Source organism: Streptomyces sp. NBC_01268, from assembly GCF_036240795.1.
GTDB lineage: Bacteria > Actinomycetota > Actinomycetes > Streptomycetales > Streptomycetaceae > Streptomyces.
The window spans coordinates 2,685,215-2,703,853 of record NZ_CP108454.1 but is presented as its reverse complement, the minus strand read 5'-3'; the positions used below and the strand labels follow the sequence as shown (position 1 = coordinate 2,703,853).

19 protein-coding genes are annotated in these 18,639 nt (G+C 75.3%); 8 read left to right on the top strand and 11 right to left on the bottom strand.

The features are described 5' to 3' along the window. Positions 1 to 56: 56 nt before the first annotated feature. From OG309_RS11955 to OG309_RS11935, 5 genes are all read right to left on the bottom strand, one after another. Positions 57 to 1,490 carry an MFS transporter gene (locus tag OG309_RS11955; protein WP_329420410.1) on the bottom strand — a complete coding sequence of 478 codons (1,434 nt, stop codon included), beginning with the start codon at positions 1,488 to 1,490 and terminating at the stop codon, positions 57 to 59. Between the two features lie 84 nt (positions 1,491 to 1,574). Further along, positions 1,575 to 2,159 carry a TetR/AcrR family transcriptional regulator gene (locus OG309_RS11950; protein WP_329420408.1) on the bottom strand — a complete coding sequence of 195 codons (585 nt, stop codon included), beginning with the start codon at positions 2,157 to 2,159 and terminating at the stop codon, positions 1,575 to 1,577. A 28-nt stretch (positions 2,160 to 2,187) separates the two neighbouring features. Next, positions 2,188 to 2,550 (bottom strand): nitrite reductase small subunit NirD, encoded by a 363-nt coding sequence (gene nirD, locus OG309_RS11945; RefSeq protein WP_329420406.1) that lies wholly within the window; start codon positions 2,548 to 2,550, stop codon positions 2,188 to 2,190. Then, positions 2,547 to 5,090 carry a nitrite reductase large subunit NirB gene (gene nirB / locus OG309_RS11940; RefSeq protein WP_329420405.1) on the bottom strand — a complete coding sequence of 848 codons (2,544 nt, stop codon included), beginning with the start codon at positions 5,088 to 5,090 and terminating at the stop codon, positions 2,547 to 2,549. Before nirB ends, nirD begins: the two co-directional genes overlap by 4 nt. Before the next feature lies 1 nt (position 5,091). Beyond that, on the bottom strand, positions 5,092 to 6,321 hold the full coding sequence (locus OG309_RS11935; RefSeq protein WP_329420403.1) for an NAD(P)/FAD-dependent oxidoreductase: 1,230 nt from the start codon (positions 6,319 to 6,321) through the stop codon (positions 5,092 to 5,094). A gap of 248 nt (positions 6,322 to 6,569) precedes the next feature. Between OG309_RS11935 and OG309_RS11930 the strand changes: the two genes are divergently transcribed. The 3 genes from OG309_RS11930 to OG309_RS11920 all read left to right on the top strand — a co-directional run bounded on the left by OG309_RS11930 (position 6,570) and on the right by OG309_RS11920 (position 9,189). Further along, entirely contained in the window at positions 6,570 to 7,985 is a 1,416-nt protein-coding gene (locus OG309_RS11930) for a ferredoxin reductase family protein (RefSeq protein WP_329420402.1), read from the top strand. Further along, on the top strand, positions 7,978 to 8,268 hold the full coding sequence (locus tag OG309_RS11925; protein ID WP_329420401.1) for a hypothetical protein: 291 nt from the start codon (positions 7,978 to 7,980) through the stop codon (positions 8,266 to 8,268). The genes OG309_RS11930 and OG309_RS11925 overlap by 8 nt, the downstream gene beginning before the upstream one ends. A gap of 135 nt (positions 8,269 to 8,403) precedes the next feature. Then, positions 8,404 to 9,189 (top strand): TSUP family transporter, encoded by a 786-nt coding sequence (locus tag OG309_RS11920; protein WP_329420400.1) that lies wholly within the window; start codon positions 8,404 to 8,406, stop codon positions 9,187 to 9,189. A gap of 250 nt (positions 9,190 to 9,439) precedes the next feature. Here the strand turns inward: OG309_RS11920 and OG309_RS11915 are convergent, their stop codons facing one another. From OG309_RS11915 to OG309_RS11905, 3 genes are all read right to left on the bottom strand, one after another. Next, positions 9,440 to 10,060 (bottom strand): class F sortase, encoded by a 621-nt coding sequence (locus OG309_RS11915; protein WP_329420399.1) that lies wholly within the window; start codon positions 10,058 to 10,060, stop codon positions 9,440 to 9,442. 90 nt (positions 10,061 to 10,150) lie between these two features. Then, entirely contained in the window at positions 10,151 to 10,678 is a 528-nt protein-coding gene (locus OG309_RS11910; RefSeq protein ID WP_329420398.1) for a hypothetical protein, read from the bottom strand. A 231-nt stretch (positions 10,679 to 10,909) separates the two neighbouring features. Beyond that, entirely contained in the window at positions 10,910 to 11,704 is a 795-nt protein-coding gene (locus OG309_RS11905; RefSeq protein ID WP_329420396.1) for an aminotransferase class IV, read from the bottom strand. A gap of 68 nt (positions 11,705 to 11,772) precedes the next feature. On the opposite strand from OG309_RS11905, the gene OG309_RS11900 reads away from it, so the two are divergent. The 3 genes from OG309_RS11900 (at position 11,773) to OG309_RS11890 (ending at position 13,205) form a co-directional block, all read left to right on the top strand. Continuing rightward, a complete protein-coding gene (locus tag OG309_RS11900) occupies positions 11,773 to 12,366 on the top strand; it encodes an NADPH-dependent FMN reductase (RefSeq protein WP_329420394.1) in 594 nt (197 codons plus the stop codon). Positions 12,367 to 12,504: 138 nt separating this feature from the next. Continuing rightward, on the top strand, positions 12,505 to 12,822 hold the full coding sequence (gene cutA / locus OG309_RS11895) for a divalent-cation tolerance protein CutA (RefSeq protein ID WP_329420392.1): 318 nt from the start codon (positions 12,505 to 12,507) through the stop codon (positions 12,820 to 12,822). Beyond that, positions 12,819 to 13,205 carry a gamma-glutamylcyclotransferase family protein gene (locus OG309_RS11890; protein WP_329420390.1) on the top strand — a complete coding sequence of 129 codons (387 nt, stop codon included), beginning with the start codon at positions 12,819 to 12,821 and terminating at the stop codon, positions 13,203 to 13,205. The genes cutA and OG309_RS11890 overlap by 4 nt, the downstream gene beginning before the upstream one ends. Here OG309_RS11890 and OG309_RS11885 read toward each other — a convergent pair. The 3 genes from OG309_RS11885 to OG309_RS11875 all read right to left on the bottom strand — a co-directional run bounded on the left by OG309_RS11885 (position 13,192) and on the right by OG309_RS11875 (position 16,824). Then, a complete protein-coding gene (locus OG309_RS11885; RefSeq protein WP_329420388.1) occupies positions 13,192 to 15,306 on the bottom strand; it encodes a molybdopterin oxidoreductase family protein in 2,115 nt (704 codons plus the stop codon). The two genes, OG309_RS11890 and OG309_RS11885, sit on opposite strands and share 14 nt — an antisense overlap. Before the next feature lie 72 nt (positions 15,307 to 15,378). Further along, a complete protein-coding gene (locus tag OG309_RS11880) occupies positions 15,379 to 16,068 on the bottom strand; it encodes a SanA/YdcF family protein (RefSeq protein ID WP_329420387.1) in 690 nt (229 codons plus the stop codon). Between the two features lie 30 nt (positions 16,069 to 16,098). Further along, the gene (locus OG309_RS11875) at positions 16,099 to 16,824 is read right to left on the bottom strand and encodes an aquaporin (RefSeq protein ID WP_329420386.1); all 726 of its coding nucleotides are present in this window, start codon (positions 16,822 to 16,824) and stop codon (positions 16,099 to 16,101) included. Positions 16,825 to 16,902: 78 nt separating this feature from the next. Between OG309_RS11875 and OG309_RS11870 the strand changes: the two genes are divergently transcribed. Next, complete coding sequence (locus tag OG309_RS11870; RefSeq protein ID WP_329420385.1) at positions 16,903 to 17,604, top strand: hypothetical protein; 702 nt, start codon at positions 16,903 to 16,905, stop codon at positions 17,602 to 17,604. 256 nt (positions 17,605 to 17,860) lie between these two features. Then, the gene (locus tag OG309_RS11865; protein ID WP_329420383.1) at positions 17,861 to 18,622 is read left to right on the top strand and encodes a sirohydrochlorin chelatase; all 762 of its coding nucleotides are present in this window, start codon (positions 17,861 to 17,863) and stop codon (positions 18,620 to 18,622) included. Positions 18,623 to 18,639: the final 17 nt, after the last annotated feature.

The window sequence follows — 18,639 nt, the reverse complement described above, 5'->3', positions numbered from 1 at the left end:
ACGTTCACTTCGGACGTTCACTTCGGACGTTCACTTCGGACGTGCACCGAGGACGTTCACCTGGTGCGCGAGGCCGCCGCGGCCAGGGCCGCGAAGCCGAGGGCCGTCGCCGCCAGGGAGGCGGCGTCCGTGCCGAGGGTCAGCACGGCGGCGAAGACGACGGTGGGGCCCAGCTCCATCGCGGTGTTCAGGACGCCGCCCGCGAGGCCGCCGTCCCGGGCCGGCACCCCCTCGGTGGCGATCACGGCCGCCCCCGCGAAGGAGACCGCCGCGCCGACCGGGAGCAGCAGCAGGCCGGGCAGCAGGCCGTACGCGTAGGGCACGGCCGGGTCGAGGCCGGTGGCCGCGAGCAGCCCGAGGCCCACGGCCCCGGTGCCGAGCCCGGCACCGGTCGCGCGCCCCGCCCCGTACCGCCGGATCAGCGGCCCGGCCGCCCGGCCCGCGAGCAGCAGCGCGACGGCGAACGGCACGAAGGCGCCCGAGGTGCGCAGGGCGGACCAGTCGCGGCCCTCCTGGAGCGCCAGCGACAGCAGGACGAAGACCCCGGCGGTGCCGGAGGCGGTGAGCGCCACGGCGGCGAGCCCCAGGCCCCGGCGCCGGTCGCGCAGGAACGCGGGCGGCAGCAGCGGATCGGCGGCCCGCCGCTCCACGAGCGCGAAGCCCGCGAGCAGCGCCAGGCCGCCGAGCAGCGGGACGAGGACGTCGGCCGAGCCCCAGGGGCGGGCGTCGGTGAGCACGAGTCCGTAACTGGCGAGCGTGATCCCGGTGGTGGCGAGCAGCGCCCCGGGGAGGTCGAGGCCCCGGGCGGGCCGGGTGGGGTCCTGGTCCGGTGCCGCGTCCGGCAGCAGGCGCGGGCCCAGGAGCAGGGCGGCGGCGGTCACGGCGACGGGGACGGCGAAGGTCCAGCGCCAGGAGGCGGCGGCCGAGATCACCCCGGAGAGCAGGTTGCCCGCGGTCGCGCCGAGCACGGCGAGGCCGCCCCAGGTGGCCATGGCCCTGCCGTACGCGGCGGGCGCCGGGTACAGGGCGCGCAGCACGCCCATCGCGGCGGGGGCGACGAGCGCGGCGCCGAGTCCCTGGGCGAACCGGGCGGCGAGCAGCGTGCCGTACCCGGGAGTGAGCGGGGCGAGGGCGGAGGCGACGCCGAAGACGAGGAGCCCGGCGGTCAGCGCCCGGCGCCCGCCGTAGCGGTCGGCGAGCCGGCCGCCGAAGAGCAGCAGCCCGGCGAAGGTCAGCCCGTAGGCGGCGCTGAGCAGGATGAGATCGGCCCGGTCCAGGCGCAGTTCGGCGCCGATCCGGGGGAGCGGCACGGCGAGCGAGGCGAGGGTGAAGATCAGGGTGGCCTGGACGGTGCCGAGCAGGGCGAAGGCGGGGCGGGGGGAGCGCTGCGGCCGCCGCGGCCGGTGCGCGGGTGCCGGTGACGGTGCCGGTGAGGCCTGTGCCGGTGAGGCGGGAGCCGTCGAGGCCCGTGCCGTGGTCGTGCTGGGCATGAGCCCCCCCTGTAATAGACCGTACATTCCAGAATAAGGACCGAAGAGAGGGGCGCCGATCGGCGCCCCGGACGTCGGTGGACGTCAGTCGAGCAGTGTCAGTGCCTGTTCCGCCGCGTCGTGCACCCGGCCCGGGTCGCTCGACGCCTTGCCGACCACCCGCAGGCCCTGCAGCAGCACCAGCAGCATCCGCGCCAGTGCTCGCGGGTCCCGGTCGGCCGGGAGCTCGCCCTGGGCGGCGGCCCGCGCGAGCGCCGCGTGCAGCAGCGTCTCCAGCTGCTCCCAGCTGCGCTCCACGCGGCGTGCCACGCCGGCGTCGTGCGGGCCCAGTTCGGCGGCCGAGTTGGTGACCAGGCAGCCGCGCAGCCGGGTCTCGTCCGCGCCGGACTCGGCGGCGAAGCGGCGGACGAGGCCGCGGACGGCGGGCAGGGCGGGCCCCGGCGCCGACAGCTCCGCGAACAGGAGCGGGTCGTGCGTCTGCGCGTACCGCTCCATCGCCTTCAGGTACAGCTCGTGCTTGTTGCCGAAGGTCGCGTAGAGGCTCGCACGGCCGATGCCGAGGTGCTCGACCAGGTCGGCCATGCTCGTCGCCTCGTACCCCCGCTCCCAGAACAGGTCGAGGGCCGAGCGGAGTGCCGCGTCCGGGTCGAATTCCTTCGTTCTGGCCATGCGAGGACGCTACGCCTTTCTGGAACGATCAGTCAAGCAGGTGCTCGTGCGGGTGATCGGCGGGCCCGGTCGTCCGGACCGGGTAGACCGTCACCGACACCTCCTCGTCGTCCAGGCACCGGCCCGTCTCCAGGTCGAAGCGCTGCTTCAGCAGCGGCGAGGCCACGAAGGGGCGCCCGGCCGCCGAGCCGGTCAGGCCCCGCGACAGCACCTGCGCGCCCGTGAACGGGTCGCGGTTGTCGATCGCGTACGTCCGGCCCGACCGGTCCTTGAAGACGGCGGCCTGCCGGCCGTCCGGCAGCAGGGCCGCCACGCCCCGGCCGGGGGTGAGCCGGTGCTCCTCGCAGACCGGCGTCCACGCGTCGGCGGAGTGGGAGAGTTCGAGCATCATCGGGTCAGGGTCCCTTCGCGCGTTCCGATGGTCAGGAGCTGCAGGTCCGGCTTGATCTGGTCGCGCTCCGGCACGAACCGCACGGTCGGGTCCGGCGCCTCCGGCGCGTTCACGAACGACACGAAGCGCCGCAGCCGCTCCGGGTCGTCCAAGGTCTCCGCCCACTCGTCGCGGTAGCCGGCCACGTGCGCCGCCATCAGCGCCTCCAGCTCGTCGCACAGCCCCAGCGAGTCGTGCACGACCACGTCCCGCAGGTGGTCCAGGCCGCCCTCCAGGCGCTCCAGCCACACCGAGGTGCGCTCCAGGCGGTCGGCCGTGCGGATGTAGAACATCAGGAAGCGGTCGATCAGCCGGAACAGCTCCGCGTCCGACAGGTCCTGCGCCAGCAGGTCCGCGTGGCGCGGGGTCGCGCCCCCGTTGCCGCCCACGTACAGGTTCCAGCCGTTGGCCGTCGCGATCACCCCGAAGTCCTTCGACTGGGCCTCCGCGCACTCCCGGGCGCAGCCCGAGACGGCCGACTTCAGCTTGTGCGGGGCGCGCAGGCCCCGGTAGCGCAGTTCGAGGAGGATGGCGGTCCTCACCGAGTCCTGCACGCCGTAGCGGCACCAGGTCTGGCCCACGCAGGACTTCACCGTCCGCAGCGCCTTGCCGTACGCGTGCCCCGACTCGAAGCCCGCGTCCACCAGCCGGGTCCAGATCGAGGGGAGCTGCTCGACGCGGGCGCCGAACAGGTCGATGCGCTGGCCACCGGTGATCTTCGTGTAGAGGCCGAAGTCGCGGGCGACCTCACCGATCACGATCAGCTTCTCCGGGGTGATCTCACCGCCCGGGATGCGCGGGACCACCGAATAGGAGCCGTTGCGCTGGAGGTTGGCCAGGAAGTGGTCGTTGGTGTCCTGGAGCGCGGCCTGCTCGCCGTCCAGGATGTAGCCGTCCGCCCCGATCTCCGGGGCCAGGCTCGCCAGGATCGAGCCGACCGTCGGCTTGCACACCTCGCAGCCCTCCCCGCCCTTCGCCTCCTCCCGGCCGTGCGAGTCGAGGAGCCCGGCGAAGGAGGTCACCCGCAGGGTGCGGGCGATCTCGTACAGCTCGCTGCGGGTGTACGGGAAGCAGCCGCACAGGCCCGTCGCGGCGGGCGCCGGCAGCAGCTTCTCGATCACCTTCACGCAACTGCCGCAGCCCGTACCGGCCTTGGTGCACTTCTTCACCTCGGGCAGCGTCGCGCACTGGGAGATCGCGTGCTTGGTGACGTTGTGGCAGGAGCAGATCACCGCGTCGTCCGGCAACGCGGACGGGCCGAGCGCCTGCGCCCCGGCGCCCGCCCCCGCCGGGAGCACCAGCTGCTCCGGCGAGACCGGCGGCTTCGTGCCGGTGAGCGGGCGGAGCATGCCGTACGCATCGGCGTCGCCGACCAGGACGCCGCCGAGCAGCGTGCCCTCGGCGTCGACGACCAGCTTCTTGTAGACCCCGGAGCGCGAGTCGGAGTAGACGACGTCGAGGCAGCCCTCCGTGGCGCCGTGGGCGTCGCCGAACGACGCCACGTCCACGCCCAGCAGCTTCAGCTTGGTCGACAGGTCCGCGCCGGTGAAGCCCTTCGTGCTCTCCTCGGCGATCGCCGCCGCCACCGTCTGCGCCATCTCGTAGCCCGGCGCCACCAGCCCGTACACCCGCCCGTCCGACGCGAGCGCGCACTCGCCGATCGCGAACACCCGCGGGTCGGAGGTGCGGCAGTGCTCGTCCACCGCGATGCCGCCGCGCTCGCCGACGGTGAGGCCGCTCTCGCGGGCCAGCTGGTCGCGGGGGCGGACGCCCGCCGAGAACACCACCAGGTCGGTGCGCAGTTCCGAGCCGTCCGAGAGCCGCATGCCCGTCACGGCGCCGTCCTCGGTGACGACCTCCTGGGTGCCCGTCCCGGTGTGGACCGTCAGGCCCATCCGCTCGATCGTGCGCAGCAGGGCCGCGCCGCCGCCCTCGTCGACCTGCACCGGCATCAGGCGGGGCGCGAACTCCACCACGTGCGTGTCGAGGCCCAGACCCTTGAGGGCGCCCGCCGCCTCCAGGCCCAGCAGGCCGCCGCCCACCACCGCGCCGGTCGTGGCGCCCTTCGCGTACTCCTCGATCGCCAGCAGGTCCTCGATGGTGCGGTAGACGAAGCAGCCCCGGGCGTCCTTGCCCGGCACCGGCGGGACGAACGGGTACGAGCCGGTGGCCAGGACCAGGGTGTCGTAGCCGAAGGTCCGGCCGCCGGTGGTCGTCACCGTGCGGGCGTCCCGGTCGATCGCCGCCGCGGCGTGCGAGGTGTGGAGCTCGATGCCGTGCTTCTCCATGAAGCCGGCCTCGACCATCGACAGGTCGTCCGGGGTCTTCCCCGAGAAGTACGAGGTCAGCTGCACGCGGTCGTAGGCCGGGCGCGGCTCCTCGCAGAGCACCACGATCCGGGCCCGCGCGGTGACGTCCCGCTCCGCGAGCGCCTCCAGGAAGCGCTGGCCGACCATGCCGTGGCCGACCAGGACGATGGTGGGGATGGGCGCGGTGGTCATGTCAGGAGCCTCCGTCGTGGCTGAGCAGGTGGAGCAGAGGAGCGTCTTCGGGAAGGGCCTCGTCGCCCTCCCAGGTCCGGGCCAGCGTCCCGACCGAGGCCAGGTCGCCGAGCAGGACGCCGCCCACCAGCCGGTCGCCGCGGACGACGACCTTGCGGTAGGCGCGGCGGGTGGCGTCGGTGAGCTGCACGACGTCGTCGCCGGGCGTGGGCGTCGTCTCGCCGAAGGTCGCCAGGTCGAGGGTGTCGGCCGCCGGGCCCGACAGGGTGAGACGGGTCAGGGCGCGGGTGCCGGTATAGCGGGGGGCGGCGAGCGGCCCGGTGCCCCTCCCGCCGCCGTCGGCCTCCGCCGCGAGCAGGTCGGCCAGCACGTCCGCCTGGTCCAGGGCCGGGCCCGCCAGACCGTAGACCCGGTCCCGGTGTTCCGCGCAGTCGCCGATCGCGTGGATGCGGGGGTCGGAGGTGCGCAGCTCGTCGTCGACGACGATGCCCCGGCGCACGTCCAGGCCGGCCTCCCGGGCCAGCGCCACCCGGGGGCGGACCCCGCAGGCCAGGATCACCACGTCGGCGTCCAGGACGTAGCCGTCGGCCAGTTCGACCGCGGTCACCGCTCCCTGGTGCCGCCGCAGTCCGCTCACGCGGCACTCGGTGTGCACCTCCACGCCCCGGGCCTCCAGATGCTCCTGGAGCAGGGCCGAGGAGGTCCGGTCCAGCTGGCCCTCCATCAGGTGTTCGCCCTGCTGGGTGAGGACCACCTCGGCGCCCAGGGCCGCCAGCGCACGGGCCGCCGAGACGCCCAGCAGACCGCCGCCGACGACCACGGCACGGGTGCCGGGGCGGACGAGCGCCTGGAGGGCCAGGCAGTCGTCCAGGGTGCGGAACGGGTGGACGCCCGCCGGGAGTTCGGCGCCGCGCAGGCCGCGCAGCGGCGGCAGCACCGGGGCCGAGCCGGTCGCCAGGACCAGCCGGTCGTATCCGACCAGCGAGCCGTCCGCGCACTCCACCGTGCGGGCCGCGCGGTCGATCCGCACCGCCCGGACGCCGAGCCGGGCCGGCTCCCGCGTCCCGGGCAGCGCGATGACCTCGGGCCCGTAACGACCTGCGAGGACGTCCGCCAGCAGCACCCTGTTGTACGGCGCGTGCGGCTCCTCGCCGAGGAGCGTCACCGGCAGGCGCTGCGCCAGCCGGGCGCCCGCCGTCCCGCCGCCGACCACCACGATCCGTGTACTCATGTCCGAAGCGTGCGCGGAGGGTGTTACCCGGTGGCATCCCCACTGTTTCCCGTGCGGAACGCTGATCTCACCTCGGCCGGGTCGCCCTGTGAGGACCGGCCGGCGGTGAGGACCGACCCGCTGTGGGGGTGGGCGACGGGCGGTGAGGGTTAACCGGCGGTGAGGGACCGCTCAAGGCGGCCTTAAGGATCGTGCGGGCGGGCGGGAAGCGGCGTTTCGCCGGGGGTGGGCCGCCCTAGGGTGCCGACGTGACCACCGAGGCCCCGCACCCTCTCTACGCCCCGCTGTCCGTGTCGCTGGCTCCCGCCCCCGAGCCCGCCCCCGCCCCCCGGCCCGCCCCCGCCCCCGAGCCCGCGCCGCCCCGGCTCGCCCCCGACCGGCTCCGTGACGCCGTCATCGCGGGCGCCGGAGCCGTCGCCCTCTGCTGGGGCGTGCAGGCCCGGCCGTCCGCGCGGCTCGACGCCCTGTTCGCGAGCGGCGCCCACCTCACCGGGCTGCTCGCCGGGTACGGGGTGCTCGTCATGCTGCTGCTCATGGCCCGGATCCCGGCCGTCGAGCACGGAGTCGGCGCCGACCGGCTCGCGCGCTGGCACTCCCTCGGCGGGCGGTACGTCCTCGGACTCGTCGCCGCCCACGGCCTGCTCGCCCTGTGCGGCTACGCCGTCCACACCGGCGCCGACCTGCTCGCCGCCGTCCGGGGCCTGCTCGGCTACGCGTGGGTCGCCGCCGCCTGCGTGGGCACGGTCCTCTTCGCCGGCGTCGGCGCGGCCTCCGCCGGGCCGGTGCGCCGCAGGATCCGGCACGAGACCTGGCGCCGGATCCATCTGCTCAGCCACCTCGCGGCCGCCCTCGGCTTCGTGCACCAGCTCGCCGGGCCGGACCTCGCCGCCCCGGTCACCCGCTGGCTGTGGGCGATGGCGCACGCCACGGTCGGCGTCGTCCTCGTCTGGTACCGGATCGTCGTCCCCGTCCGGCGCGCCCTCCGGCACGACCTGCGCGTCGCCGAGGTCGTCGCCGAGGGACCCGACACGGTCTCCGTCCTCGTCCGGGGCAGGGGAGTGGCCGAGCTGCGGGCCGAGCCCGGGCAGTTCTTCCGCTGGCGCTTCCTGCGCCCCGGGCTGCGCTCCACCGCCCTGCCCTTCTCGCTCTCCGCGCCCGTCCGCGACGACACCCTGCGGATCACGGTGAAGGCGTGCGGCGACCACACCCGCCGGATCCGGCGGCTGCGGCCCGGCACCCGCGTCGTGGCCACCGGCCCGTTCGGCGCGCTCACCGCCCACCGGCGCACCCGCCGCAAGGTGCTGCTGCTCGCCGGAGGCGTCGGCATCACCCCGCTGCGGGCCCTGTTCGAGACCCTGCCCGGCGGTCCCGGCGACCTCACCCTCCTCTACCGGGCCTCCGACGCCGCCGGGCTCGTGTTCCGCGCCGAACTGGAGGCCATCGCCCAGGAACGCGGGGCGGCCCTGCACTTCCTGCTCGGCCCGTCCGACGCGGCCTTCGACCCGCTCGCGCCCCGCGCCCTGCGCAACCTGGTGCCGGAGCTGGCCGCGCACGACGTCTACCTGTGCGGGCCGCCCGGGATGGCCCGGGCGGCGACCGCCTCCCTGACCAGGGCCGGCGTGCCGGCCCGCCGCATCCACAGCGAGGACTTCAGCCATGCCTAGCCACCGCAGAGCCGCGGGCGAGCCGATCCGGCACCGCAGAGCCGCGGGCGAGCCGATCCGGCAACACAGGGCCCCGGAGGAGCGGCTCCGGCGACGCCGATCGCCGGGGGAGGAGATCCGGCGCCGGACCGCCGCCGGGCTGCTCGCCGCCGGCGCCCTCGCCGGCACGCTGCTGACCGTCGGCCTGCACCCGGCCGCCCCGCCGGCCCCGGACCGCGAACCCGCCACCGTGACCTCCGGGACCTCGGTGACGTCGGGGACCTCCGTGACGGGAGCACGGTGACGTGGGGGCTGCGCGACGGCAGCACGGTGACGTCGGGGACCTCCGTACCCGCCCTGACCTCCGTAAGCTCTGGCGAAGCTCAACTCTCCCGGGATCGATGGATCACGCAGCCATCCCGGCCCTAGGCTCGCGGGCATGCCTGACATATCCCTGACCACTGTTGTCCTGCTCTGCCTCGCCGCGCTCGTGGCCGGCTGGATCGATGCCGTGGTCGGGGGTGGCGGGCTGCTCCTGCTGCCCGCGCTGCTGCTCGGGCTGCCGCACCTGCCGGCCGCCCAGATCCTCGGGACCAACAAGGCCGTCGCGATCGTCGGAACCTCCGGCGCGGCCGTCACCTATGTCCGCAAGACGCCCGTCCAGGTGGGCCGGGCGGTACGGATCGGGCTCGCCGCGCTGACCGGCTCGATGGCCGGGGCCTTCTTCGCGGCCGGGATCAGCAGCGAGGTGCTGCGCCCGGTGATCATGGTGGTCCTCGTCGGGGTGGCCGCGTTCGTGCTCTTCCGGCCCTCCTTCGGCACCCTCGCGGAGGGCGAGGAGCGGGCGCCGCTCACCCGGGCCCGGATCGTCACCTCGATCGTCGTGGTCGGCGGCGGGATCGGCTTCTACGACGGCCTCTTCGGCCCCGGCACGGGGACCTTCCTGGTCCTCGCCCTGACCGCCGTGCTCCATCTGGACCTGGTGACGGCCTCCGCCACCGCCAAGATCGTCAACGTGTGCACCAACGTGGGCGCGCTCGCGATGTTCGCCTACCACGGCAGCGTGCTGTGGCAGCTGGCGGCGGTCATGGCGGTCTTCAACCTGACGGGCGGGATGATCGGCGCGCGGATGGCGCTGAGCAAGGGGTCCGAGTTCGTCCGCGGAGTGCTGCTGGTCGTGGTCTTCTCGCTGGTCGCGAAGCTGGCCTTCGACCAGTGGGCGTGAGGGCCCGGGCGCGCCCGCCCGGCGGGGCGTACGGACTCCTGAGGGCCCGCGGGGTCCGGCCTGCCGGCCCGGGCCCTGGGGCCTGTCGTCACACTCCCGCCTGCCCCGCGACGCCTGGCACGCGCTCTCGCCGCACCGGGTGAAAGTCCGAGTACGTCCAGTACGAGGGCTTCCACCCGGCACGCCGAGAGCACGCACCAGACGCCGCGGGGCCGCCCTTCGGGCGACGACGGGAGTGTGACGACAGGCCCTAGCGGACCCCGATGAGGTGCCCGAAGGCGACCACGTTTCCCTGGTAGCCGCCGGCCTTCTTCGAGAAGCCTCCGCCGCAGGTGATCACCCGGATCTCGGCCCGGTCCGCCTCCCCGTACACCTTGGCGTCGGGGAAGTGGTCCTTGTCGTAGACCTCGACCGCGTCGATCGTGAACACCGCCGTCCGGCCGTCCTGCCGGAGCACCTCGACGCGGTGGCCCTTCTTCAGGGCGCCCAGCGCGTAGAAGACCGCCGGGCCCCGGTCGTTGTCGACGTGGCCCGCCACGATCGCAGTGCCCTTGGCGCCGGGCCGGGTGCCGTCCTCGTACCAGCCGGCCAGGTTGCGGTCGGACGCCGGCGGCACCTCCAGGGAGCCCGAGGAGTCGAGCCCGAGGGCGGTCAGGGGCGTGTCGACGTCGATCTCGGGGATGCGCATGCGGAGCGGTTGCGAGGGCGGCAGCGGGTCGGCGGCGGCGTCGGTGTGGACGCCGGGACCGGCGGCGAAGGCCTGGGCCGCGGACGGGACGGGCGGGGTGACGTCGCCCGAACCGTTCTGGATCAGCCAGAGGCCGACGCAGGCCGCGACTGCTATGCCCCAGCCCTTGCTGCTGTTGCTCACGGACGTCCTCCGACGGAGCTGACGACGGTGTGGTCCTGCCCCCGCCGGGCCGTAGCGGGCGCGGCGGGGGCAGGACGGGTGGCGGTACGGTCAGTCGCCCTGCGCGCCGCTCGCCCGGCGGCGCAGGAGCCAGGTACCGCCTACGGCAGCCGCGGCCAGCACCGCCGCGCCTGCCGTGACCTGGGCGGTGTCGGGGCCCACGCTGCCTCCGACACCGGTCTGCACATGGCCGCTGGGGCTCTTGTGCTTGACGTCGAGGTCGCCTCGGGCGGTCCGCCCGTTGTCGCAGGCGACGCTGATGCCGTACGTGCCGGCCCGGGCGTGGTGCGGCACCGTGAACTGGCCGACCACGACCTCCTTGTGGGTGCTCGGGTTGAGCTGGAAGTCGCCCGCGCCGAGCGAGTTCGCGTCACCGACACCGTGGCCGTGGGAGCCGCAGGCGAGGGTGTTCACGGTGACCGTGGTCCCCGGGTCGGCCGAGGAGGGGAAGATCTCCAGTGCCTCGGGTCGTCCGTCGTGTCCGTCGTTGTTCGCGTACGCCAGGGGCGCGGCGAGGGCTCCGAGGGCGACGACTGCCAGCGCGGTACCGGTGAGCAGGGGGACAGGGGTGCGGCGCATGGGGGCCTCCGTGGCGCGCGGACGGTCTTCCGGAAAGGGGCTTCCGTAGGACCGAGATAAATGCGTGGAGGCGACGGGCGCCTGCTGATGTTCCATCAGAATTGCTCCGTCCGATACGGCGCGTCGGCTGGAGTTCGGGAGACTTCGCAGGTCAGGGCAGGTTTTGTGGCGTCAGCTGACGGTGCGTGCCGAACGGGTGAGGGAGGCGGCCGGTCCGGCGGGGGTCCGGCGTCAGAGGGTCTCCCACGGGGCCGCGTCGTACGCCGCGTACACCCGGTCCATCAGCTCCTGGTCGACGACGAGCTCGACCCCGTCGATGCGGGAGACGGGGGCGATGCCCCGCGAGTTCGTCACGAAGGCCGAGCGGAAGGAGGGCAGGTCCGCCAGGGTCACCCGGCGGCTCGTGGAGGGCAGCCGCGGGGCGAGCAGGGCCATGGTGATGCCGGCCAGGCAGGGCGCCGACGGCCAGATCACCGAAGTGCCGTCCCAGAAGGCGATGTTGGTGACCGCGCCCTCCGCGATCTCGCCGTCCGGCGCCGTCAGGAGGGCCTCGTCGAAGCCGGCCCGGCGGGCCGCCTCGCCGTGGTAGGTCTGGCCGAAGCCGCCCAGGTGCTTGATGTGCGCGGCGGGGCGCCAGTACGTGACCGAGCGCAGGGCCTGCGGGGTGCGGTCCGGCGGGAACGGTGCCCGCACGGTCACGACGGTGCGGCCGCCGTCGTACACGTAGACCCGCGCGGAGGCGTCCTGCCGGCCCGCCGTCTCCAGGGCCGCGCCGACCAGGGCGCGGACCCGGCCGCCGTCGAGGCCCCGGTCGAAGAGCTCCCGGGTGGCCCGGTCCAGGCGGTCCAGGTGCAGGCCGAGGCCCTGTACCCGGCCGTCGCGCACCTGCATGGCGGTGAAGTGCCCGTACCCGCTCATCAGCGTCGCGAGGAGTTCCGGGTCGGCGACGGGGGAGCCGTCGACCTCGACGTACAGGGCGGGGGTCCCGGTGGGGGACGCGGCGGCGGGTGTCGCGGGGGTGGTCATGGGTCCCACCGTATGCCGAGAGCTCCGGGCTTGACCTCAAGTCCGCTTGAGGTACCAGCATCCTCGTCATGGACACCACGCATCCGAACCCCCTCCGTCTCGCCGTCATCGTCGCCAGCAACCGCGAGGGCCGCTTCGGCCCCGTCGTCGCCGACTGGTTCACCGCCCGCACCGCCGAGCGCGACGACTTCGCCGTCGACGTCGTCGACCTCGCCGAGGTCGACCTGCCCACCGCCCTCTCCCACACCCCCGCCCCCGCCGTCCGCGCCGAACTCGGCAAGGTCACCCCGGTGCTCGCCGCCGCCGACGCCTTCGTCGTCCTCACCCCCGAGTACAACCATTCCTTCCCCGCCTCCCTCAAGTCCCTGATCGACTGGCACTTCACCGAATGGCAGGCCAAGCCCGTCGGCTTCGTCTCCTACGGCGGCATCTCCGGCGGCCTGCGCGCCGTCGAGCAACTCCGCCAGGTCTACGCCGAGATGCACGCCGTCACGGTCCGCGACACCGTCTCCTTCCACGGCGCCCACGGCCGCTTCCACGAGGACGGCTCCCCCAAGGACCCCGAGGGTCCGGACATCGCCGCCAAGTCGATGCTCGACCAGCTCGCCTGGTGGGCCCACGCCCTCCGGGACGCGAAGTCCGTCCGCCCGTACGCCGGTTGACCTGGCGATCCCCTCCGCGCGCCGGTCGGTTCGGCCGAGAGGCGGCACGGGGAGGTGGTTCACCCGCCGCGGCGCGGGGCGCGGAAACACCGGCACGGCCGGCGCCCCCGGCCCACCGCCCTGTCGTACGGTGGGCGGGTGATCCTCACCGTCCTCACCACCACCGACGCCCGCGCCAAGGCCGAGGCCCTGGCCCGCGGTGCCGTCGAGGCCCGGGTCGCCGCCTGCGCGCAGGTCTCCGGGCCGCTCACGTCCGTCTACTGGTGGCAGGGCGCGGTCGACGGCGCAGAGGAGTGGCAGGTGGTGTTCAAGACCACCGAGCTCCGCTACGCGGCCCTGGAGGCGCACCTCCTCGCCGCGCACGACTACGAGACGCCCGAGATCCTCGCGACCCCGGTGGCGCGGGTGAGCGCCGAGTACGCGCGGTGGGTCGAGCGGGAGACCGCCGCTCCGTGACGGACGAGGCGCTGCCCTTCTTCGTGTACGGGACGCTGCGCCCGGGCGCGTACAACCACGACCGCTTCCTGTGGGGCCGCACCGGCGCCGAGGAGGACGCCGTGCTGCCGGGGGCGCTGCTCCACGACGGGCCCGGCTATCCGTTCGTGGTGCCGGGCGAGGGCCGGGTCGCGGGGGCGCTGCTGACCGCCGCGCCCGGCCGGTACGGCGAACTCCTCGGCGTACTGGACCGGTTGGAGGAGCCCGCCGGGTACGAGCGGGTGGTGCGGGAGGTGGTGCGGTCCGGGGACGGGGCGTACCTGTCCGCGTGGGTGTACGTGGCGGCGCCCGGCGCGCCGCTCGGTCCGGTCATCGTGAGCGGGGACTGGTTCAGGCGCCCGTAGCGTCGGTGGCCCGCTCCAGGCGGACCGCGCACACCTTGAACTCGGGCATCCGGGAGACCGGGTCGAGCGCCGGGTTGGTGAGGGTGTTGGCGCGGCCCTCGCCCGCCCAGTGGAAGGGCATGAAGACGGTGTCGGGGCGGATCGCGGTGGTGATCCGGGCGGGCGCCACGGCCGTCCCGCGCCGCGAGTGCACGGCGACCGGGTCGCCCTCGGCGACGCCGACGCGTTCGGCGAGCCGGGGGTGCAGCTCCACGAACGGGCCGGGCGCGGCGGCGTTCAGCTCGGGGACCCGCCGGGTCTGCGCGCCCGACTGGTACTGGGACACGACCCGGCCGGTGGTGAGGACCACGGGGTACTCGGCGTCCGTCTCCTCCGCCGCCGGACGGTGCACCACGGGCACGAAGCGGGCCCGCCCGTCGGCCGTCGCGAAGCGGTCGAGGAAGAGGCGCGGGGTGCCGGGGTGGGGCCGCTCGCCGGGGCCGGTCTCGGGGCAGGGCCAGAAGACGCCCTGTTCCTCCTCGATGCGGCGGTAGCCGATGCCCGCGTAGTCGGCGGCGCCGCCCGCGGAGGCGCGCCGCAGCTCGTCGAAGACCTCCTCGGGGTCGGTCGGGAAGCCCTTCTCCCAGTCGAGCAGCGCGGCGAGCCCGTGCAGCACCTCCAGGTCGCTGCGGACGCCGGGCGGCGGGGTGAGGGCGCGGCGGCGCAGCAGCACCCTGCCCTCCAGGCTGGTGGTGGTGCCGGTCTCCTCGGCCCACTGGGTGACCGGCAGGACGACGTCGGCGAGTGCGGCCGTCTCGGACAGGACGACGTCGGCGACGGCCAGGAAGTCGAGGGACCGCAGCCGCTCCTCGACGTGCGCGGCGCGGGGCGCGGAGACGACCGGGTTGGAGCCCATCAGCAGCAGCGCCTTCACCTCGCCGCCGAGGGCGTCGAGGAGTTCGTACGCGCTGCGCCCGGGCCCCGGCAGGGATTCCGGCGCGACGCCCCACACACCGGCGACGTGTGCCCGCGCGGCCGGGTCGTCCAGCTTGCGGTAGCCGGGGAGCTGGTCCGCCTTCTGGCCGTGCTCGCGCCCGCCCTGCCCGTTGCCCTGGCCGGTGAGGCAGCCGTAGCCGCTGAGCGGCCGGCCGGCCTTGCCGGTGGCGAGGCACAGGTTGATCCAGGCGCCGACGGTGTCGGTGCCCTTGGACTGCTGCTCCGGGCCGCGGGCGGTGAGCACCATGCCGCTGTCGGCGTCGCAGAACATCCGTACCGCCTCGCGCAGCTGCGGCACGGGGACGCCGGTGAGGCGCTCCACGTGCTCGGGCCAGTGGGACATGGCCCCGGCGCGGGCGGCGGGCCAGCCGTCGGTGCGGGCGGCGACGAACTCCTCGTCGACCCGGCCCTCGGCGACGACGAGGTGGAGCATGCCGAGGGCGAGCGCGAGGTCGGTGCCGGGGCGGGGCGCGAGGTGCAGGTCGGCCTGCTCGGCGGTGCGGGTGCGGCGCGGGTCGACGACGATCAGGGTGCCGCCGTTGGCCTTGAGTTCGGTGAGGTAGCGCAGCGCGGGCGGCATGGTCTCGGCGAGGTTGGAACCGACGAGGATCACGCAGCCGGTCTTCGGGACGTCCTCCAGGGGGAACGGCAGGCCCCGGTCGAGGCCGAAGGCCCGCTGGTGGGCGGCGGCCGCGGAGGACATGCAGAAGCGCCCGTTGTAGTCGATCTGCGAGGTGGCGAGGACGAGTCGGGCGAACTTGCCCAGCGCGTACGCCTTCTCGTTGGTGAGTCCGCCGCCGCCGAAGACGCCCACGGCGTCGGGGCCGTGCCCGGCGCGGGTGCGGCGCAGTCCGTCGGCGACGGCCGTCAGCGCCTCCTCCCAGGTGGCGGGCGCCAGCCGGCCCGTCCCGGGGTCGCGGACCAGCGGCTCGGTGAGCCTGACCCGGGTGGAGAGCACGGCGGGCGCGGTACGGCCCTTGCCGCACAGCGCGCCCCGGTTGACGGGGAAGCCGGGCCGCTCGACCACCTCCACGGGGAGTTCCGCGCCGGGCGTGGGGCGCAGGCTCATGCCGCACTGGAGGGCGCAGTAGGGGCAGTGGGTGGGGACGGTGCTGACCTCGGACATGGTCCGAGGGTGCGGCCGCCGTGTTACGGGCGGCCGCCCGCCGTATTACGGGGAGGGTGCCAGGCGCTCAGGTCAGGACCGGGTCCGGGGTGAGGCGGCCAGCGCCTTCGCGACCCCGTCCTCGCGGGTGCCGAGGAAGTGCGGGTCGGGGCGCAGGGCCGCGTCGAGGGCGGCCTTCCCGGCGGCGGCGAGCTCGCGGGTGGTGCCGTAGTACCAGGTGGCGTCGTGGGGTTCGGCGACCCCGACGCCGTACGAGGCGACGCCGGCCGCGCCGCAGAGGGCGACGGCCCGTTTGATGTGGAAGTCCTGGGTGACGAGGACGGCCCGGTCCACGCCGAAGATCTTCTTGGCGCGGACGCAGGAGTCCCAGGTGTCGAATCCGGCGTAGTCGCTGACGACCTTGTCGTCCGGGACGCCGCGGGCGGCGAGGTACTTCCGCATGGCGCTCGGCTCGTCGTACTCGGTGCGACTGTTGTCGCCGGTGACGAGCAGCACCCGGACCTTGCCGGAGCGGTAGAGCTCGGCGGCCGCGTCGAGGCGGTGCGCGAGGTACGGGGTGGGGCGCCCCTTCCACAGTCCGGCGCCGAAGACGACGGCGACGTCCTGCGCGGGCACGTCGGCGGTGGTCCGCAGCCGGTCCCCGGCGGTGGTGTGCATCCAGGTGGCCGGGGCGAGGGCGAGGACGGCGCCGAGCATGACGGCCTGGACGGTGCGGCGGCGGGCCCGGGTGGTCCGGGGGAGCGGCAGGCGTACGCCGCGCATGGGGGTCCTCCGTGGGTGGTGCGGGGGCGGTCACCTGCTCCGACGCGTGGGAACGCCGTTCGGTTCACTCGCCGGGGCGGCGGGATTCCCGTAGAGCGCGGCCGCGAGGCCCATGCCGAGCAGCATGCCGAGGAGCTGGGCGGCGGCGAAGGCGGGGACGGAACCGGGGGCGATGCCGGTGAAGGAGTCGGAGAAGGCGCGGCCGACGGTGGCAGCCGGGTTGGCGAAGGAGCCGGAGGAGGTGAACCAGATCGCCGCCCCGATGTAGCCGGCGACGGCGACCGGGGCGAGGGGGAGGCGCCCGATGCGGCGCAGGCCCTGGACGACGAGGACGAGCCCGGCGGTGGCGACGGCCTCGCCGAGCAGCAGGTGCGGTGCGGCGCGCGGCACGGTGGCGAGGGTGCCGGGCGCCCGCCCGAACATGGCCTCGGCGAGCAGGGCGCCCGCGACGGCGCCGGTGAGCTGGGCGGCGATGTACCCGGCGGCCTCCCCGGCCCGGCCCTCGCGGCGGCGCGACCACCACTCGGAGAGGGTGACGACGGGGTTGAAGTGGGCGCCGGAGAGCGGGCCGAGGAGGGCGATGAGCAGGCCGAGGCCGATGGCGGAGGCGAGGGCGTTGGCGAGCAGCCTGACGCCGATGTCCTGGCTGAGGGAGTCGGCGCGGATGCCGGAGCCGACGATGACGGCGACGAGGGCGGCGGTGCCGGTGAACTCGGCGGTGACGCGTCGGGGGAGGGACGCGGGGGACATTCTCATGGTGGAAAATATATTCCGCAGGGCGGAACCCGGAAAAGGGGTGGATGTCACCCCGCCCTCTCCCCTTACGATCCGCCCATGATCATCGACGCCGCGCTCGACGAAGCCGTCCGCAACAACGCGGTCTGGTGCGACACCATCTGCCGGGCCCACGGCCACGCCGGCGCGTTCGGCGCCCGTGCCTGGACCAACTCCCGCCGCACCCCGCTCTACTACCCGGACGCCGTCACCCTGACCGAGGACGCCGGCCCGGCCGACGTCCTGGCCGGCATCGACCGCAGCACCCCCGGCGCCTCCGTCAAGGACAGCCACGCCCGGCTCGACCTGGCCGCCGAAGGCTTCCGGCTGCTCTTCGAGGCCCAGTGGATCCACCGCCCCGCCGGCCTCCCGCGCCCCGCCGCCCCCGCCGGCTGGCGCCCCGTGAGCAGCCGCGCCGAACTCGCCGCCTGGGCCCTCGCCTGGAGCGACGGCGACGAGGACGAGGCGGCCCTCTTCCGCCCCGAGCTCCTCGCCGACCCGGACACGACGCTCGTCGCGGGCCACGCCCCCGACGGGCGGATCGTCGGCGGCGCCGTCCTCACCGACAGCGGCACGGTGACCGGCATCTCCAACCTCTTCACCGCCCCCGGCGTCGACCCCTCCGCCGCCTGGGCGGGCGCCCTCTCCCACCTCGCACCCGACCGCGCCGCCGTCGGCTACGAGTCCGGCGACGACCTGTCTCCGGCGGTGGCGGCGGGCTTCGGGACCATCGGACGACTGAGGGTCTGGCTGGACGCGTAGCGGCGCCGGCCGGGACGACGCCCACAGCGGCGCCCGGGCGCCCGGCGCCCCGGCTTCCCGCGCGCCCCGGCTCCCGGCTCCCGGCCCCCGGCTTCCCGCGCGCCCGGCGCCCCGGCGCCCCGGCTTCCCGCGCGCCCCGGCTCCCGGCCCGCGGCGCCGGCGCGCCCCGCCGCCCCGACCTGCGCTCCCCACCCGCCGCAGCCACTCGTGACGTCCGCGAAACGCCGGGGCAACCCGCCCCCGGCAGGATCCCCGCATGACGCCGCACGAGCCACCCGGCCACGCCCCCACCCTGATAGCCGTAGGCCACGGCAGCCGTGACCCCCGCGCCGCCGCCACCCTCGGCCTCCTCGTCGACCGGGTCCGCGAACTCCGCCCGGGCCTCGACGTCCGGCTCGCCCACATCGAGCTGAACGCGCCCCTGCTCCCGGACGCGCTCGCGGACGTGCGGGCAGCCGCGTCCGTGCCGGGCGCCGTGCTCGTGCCGCTGCTCTTCGCCCCCGGCCACCACGTCAAGCACGACCTGCCCGCCGCCGCCGCGCTCGCCCCCGGCACCCGGGTCGCCGCCCCGCTCGGCCCGCACCCCCTCCTCGTCGAGGCGCTCGCCGACCGGCTCGCCGAGGCCGGCTGGACCGCCGGGGACGGGGCCTCCCGGGCCACCGGGGTGGTCCTGGCCGCCGCCGGGTCCCGCGACCCGGAGTCGGGCGCCGGCACCCGCAGGCTCGCCGCGCTGCTCGGCGAACGCCTCGGCGGCGTGCCCGTCGTCGCCGCGTACGCCTCCGCCACCGCCCCCACCGTCCCCGAGGCCCTGCGCGCCCTCGCCGCCCGCGGCCGCCACCGGGTGGCCGTCGCCTCCTGCTTCACCGCCCCCGGGCTCTTCGCCACCCGCGCCGCCGCGCACGCCCCCTGGATCGCCTCGGCCCCGCTGGGCGCCCACCCGGCACTGGCCCGGCTGGTCCTGCACCGCTACGAGCAGGCCCTGTCCCGCGCACCCCGGCGGGAACTCGCAGCCACTTAGTCCCGGTTGTCCGTCCC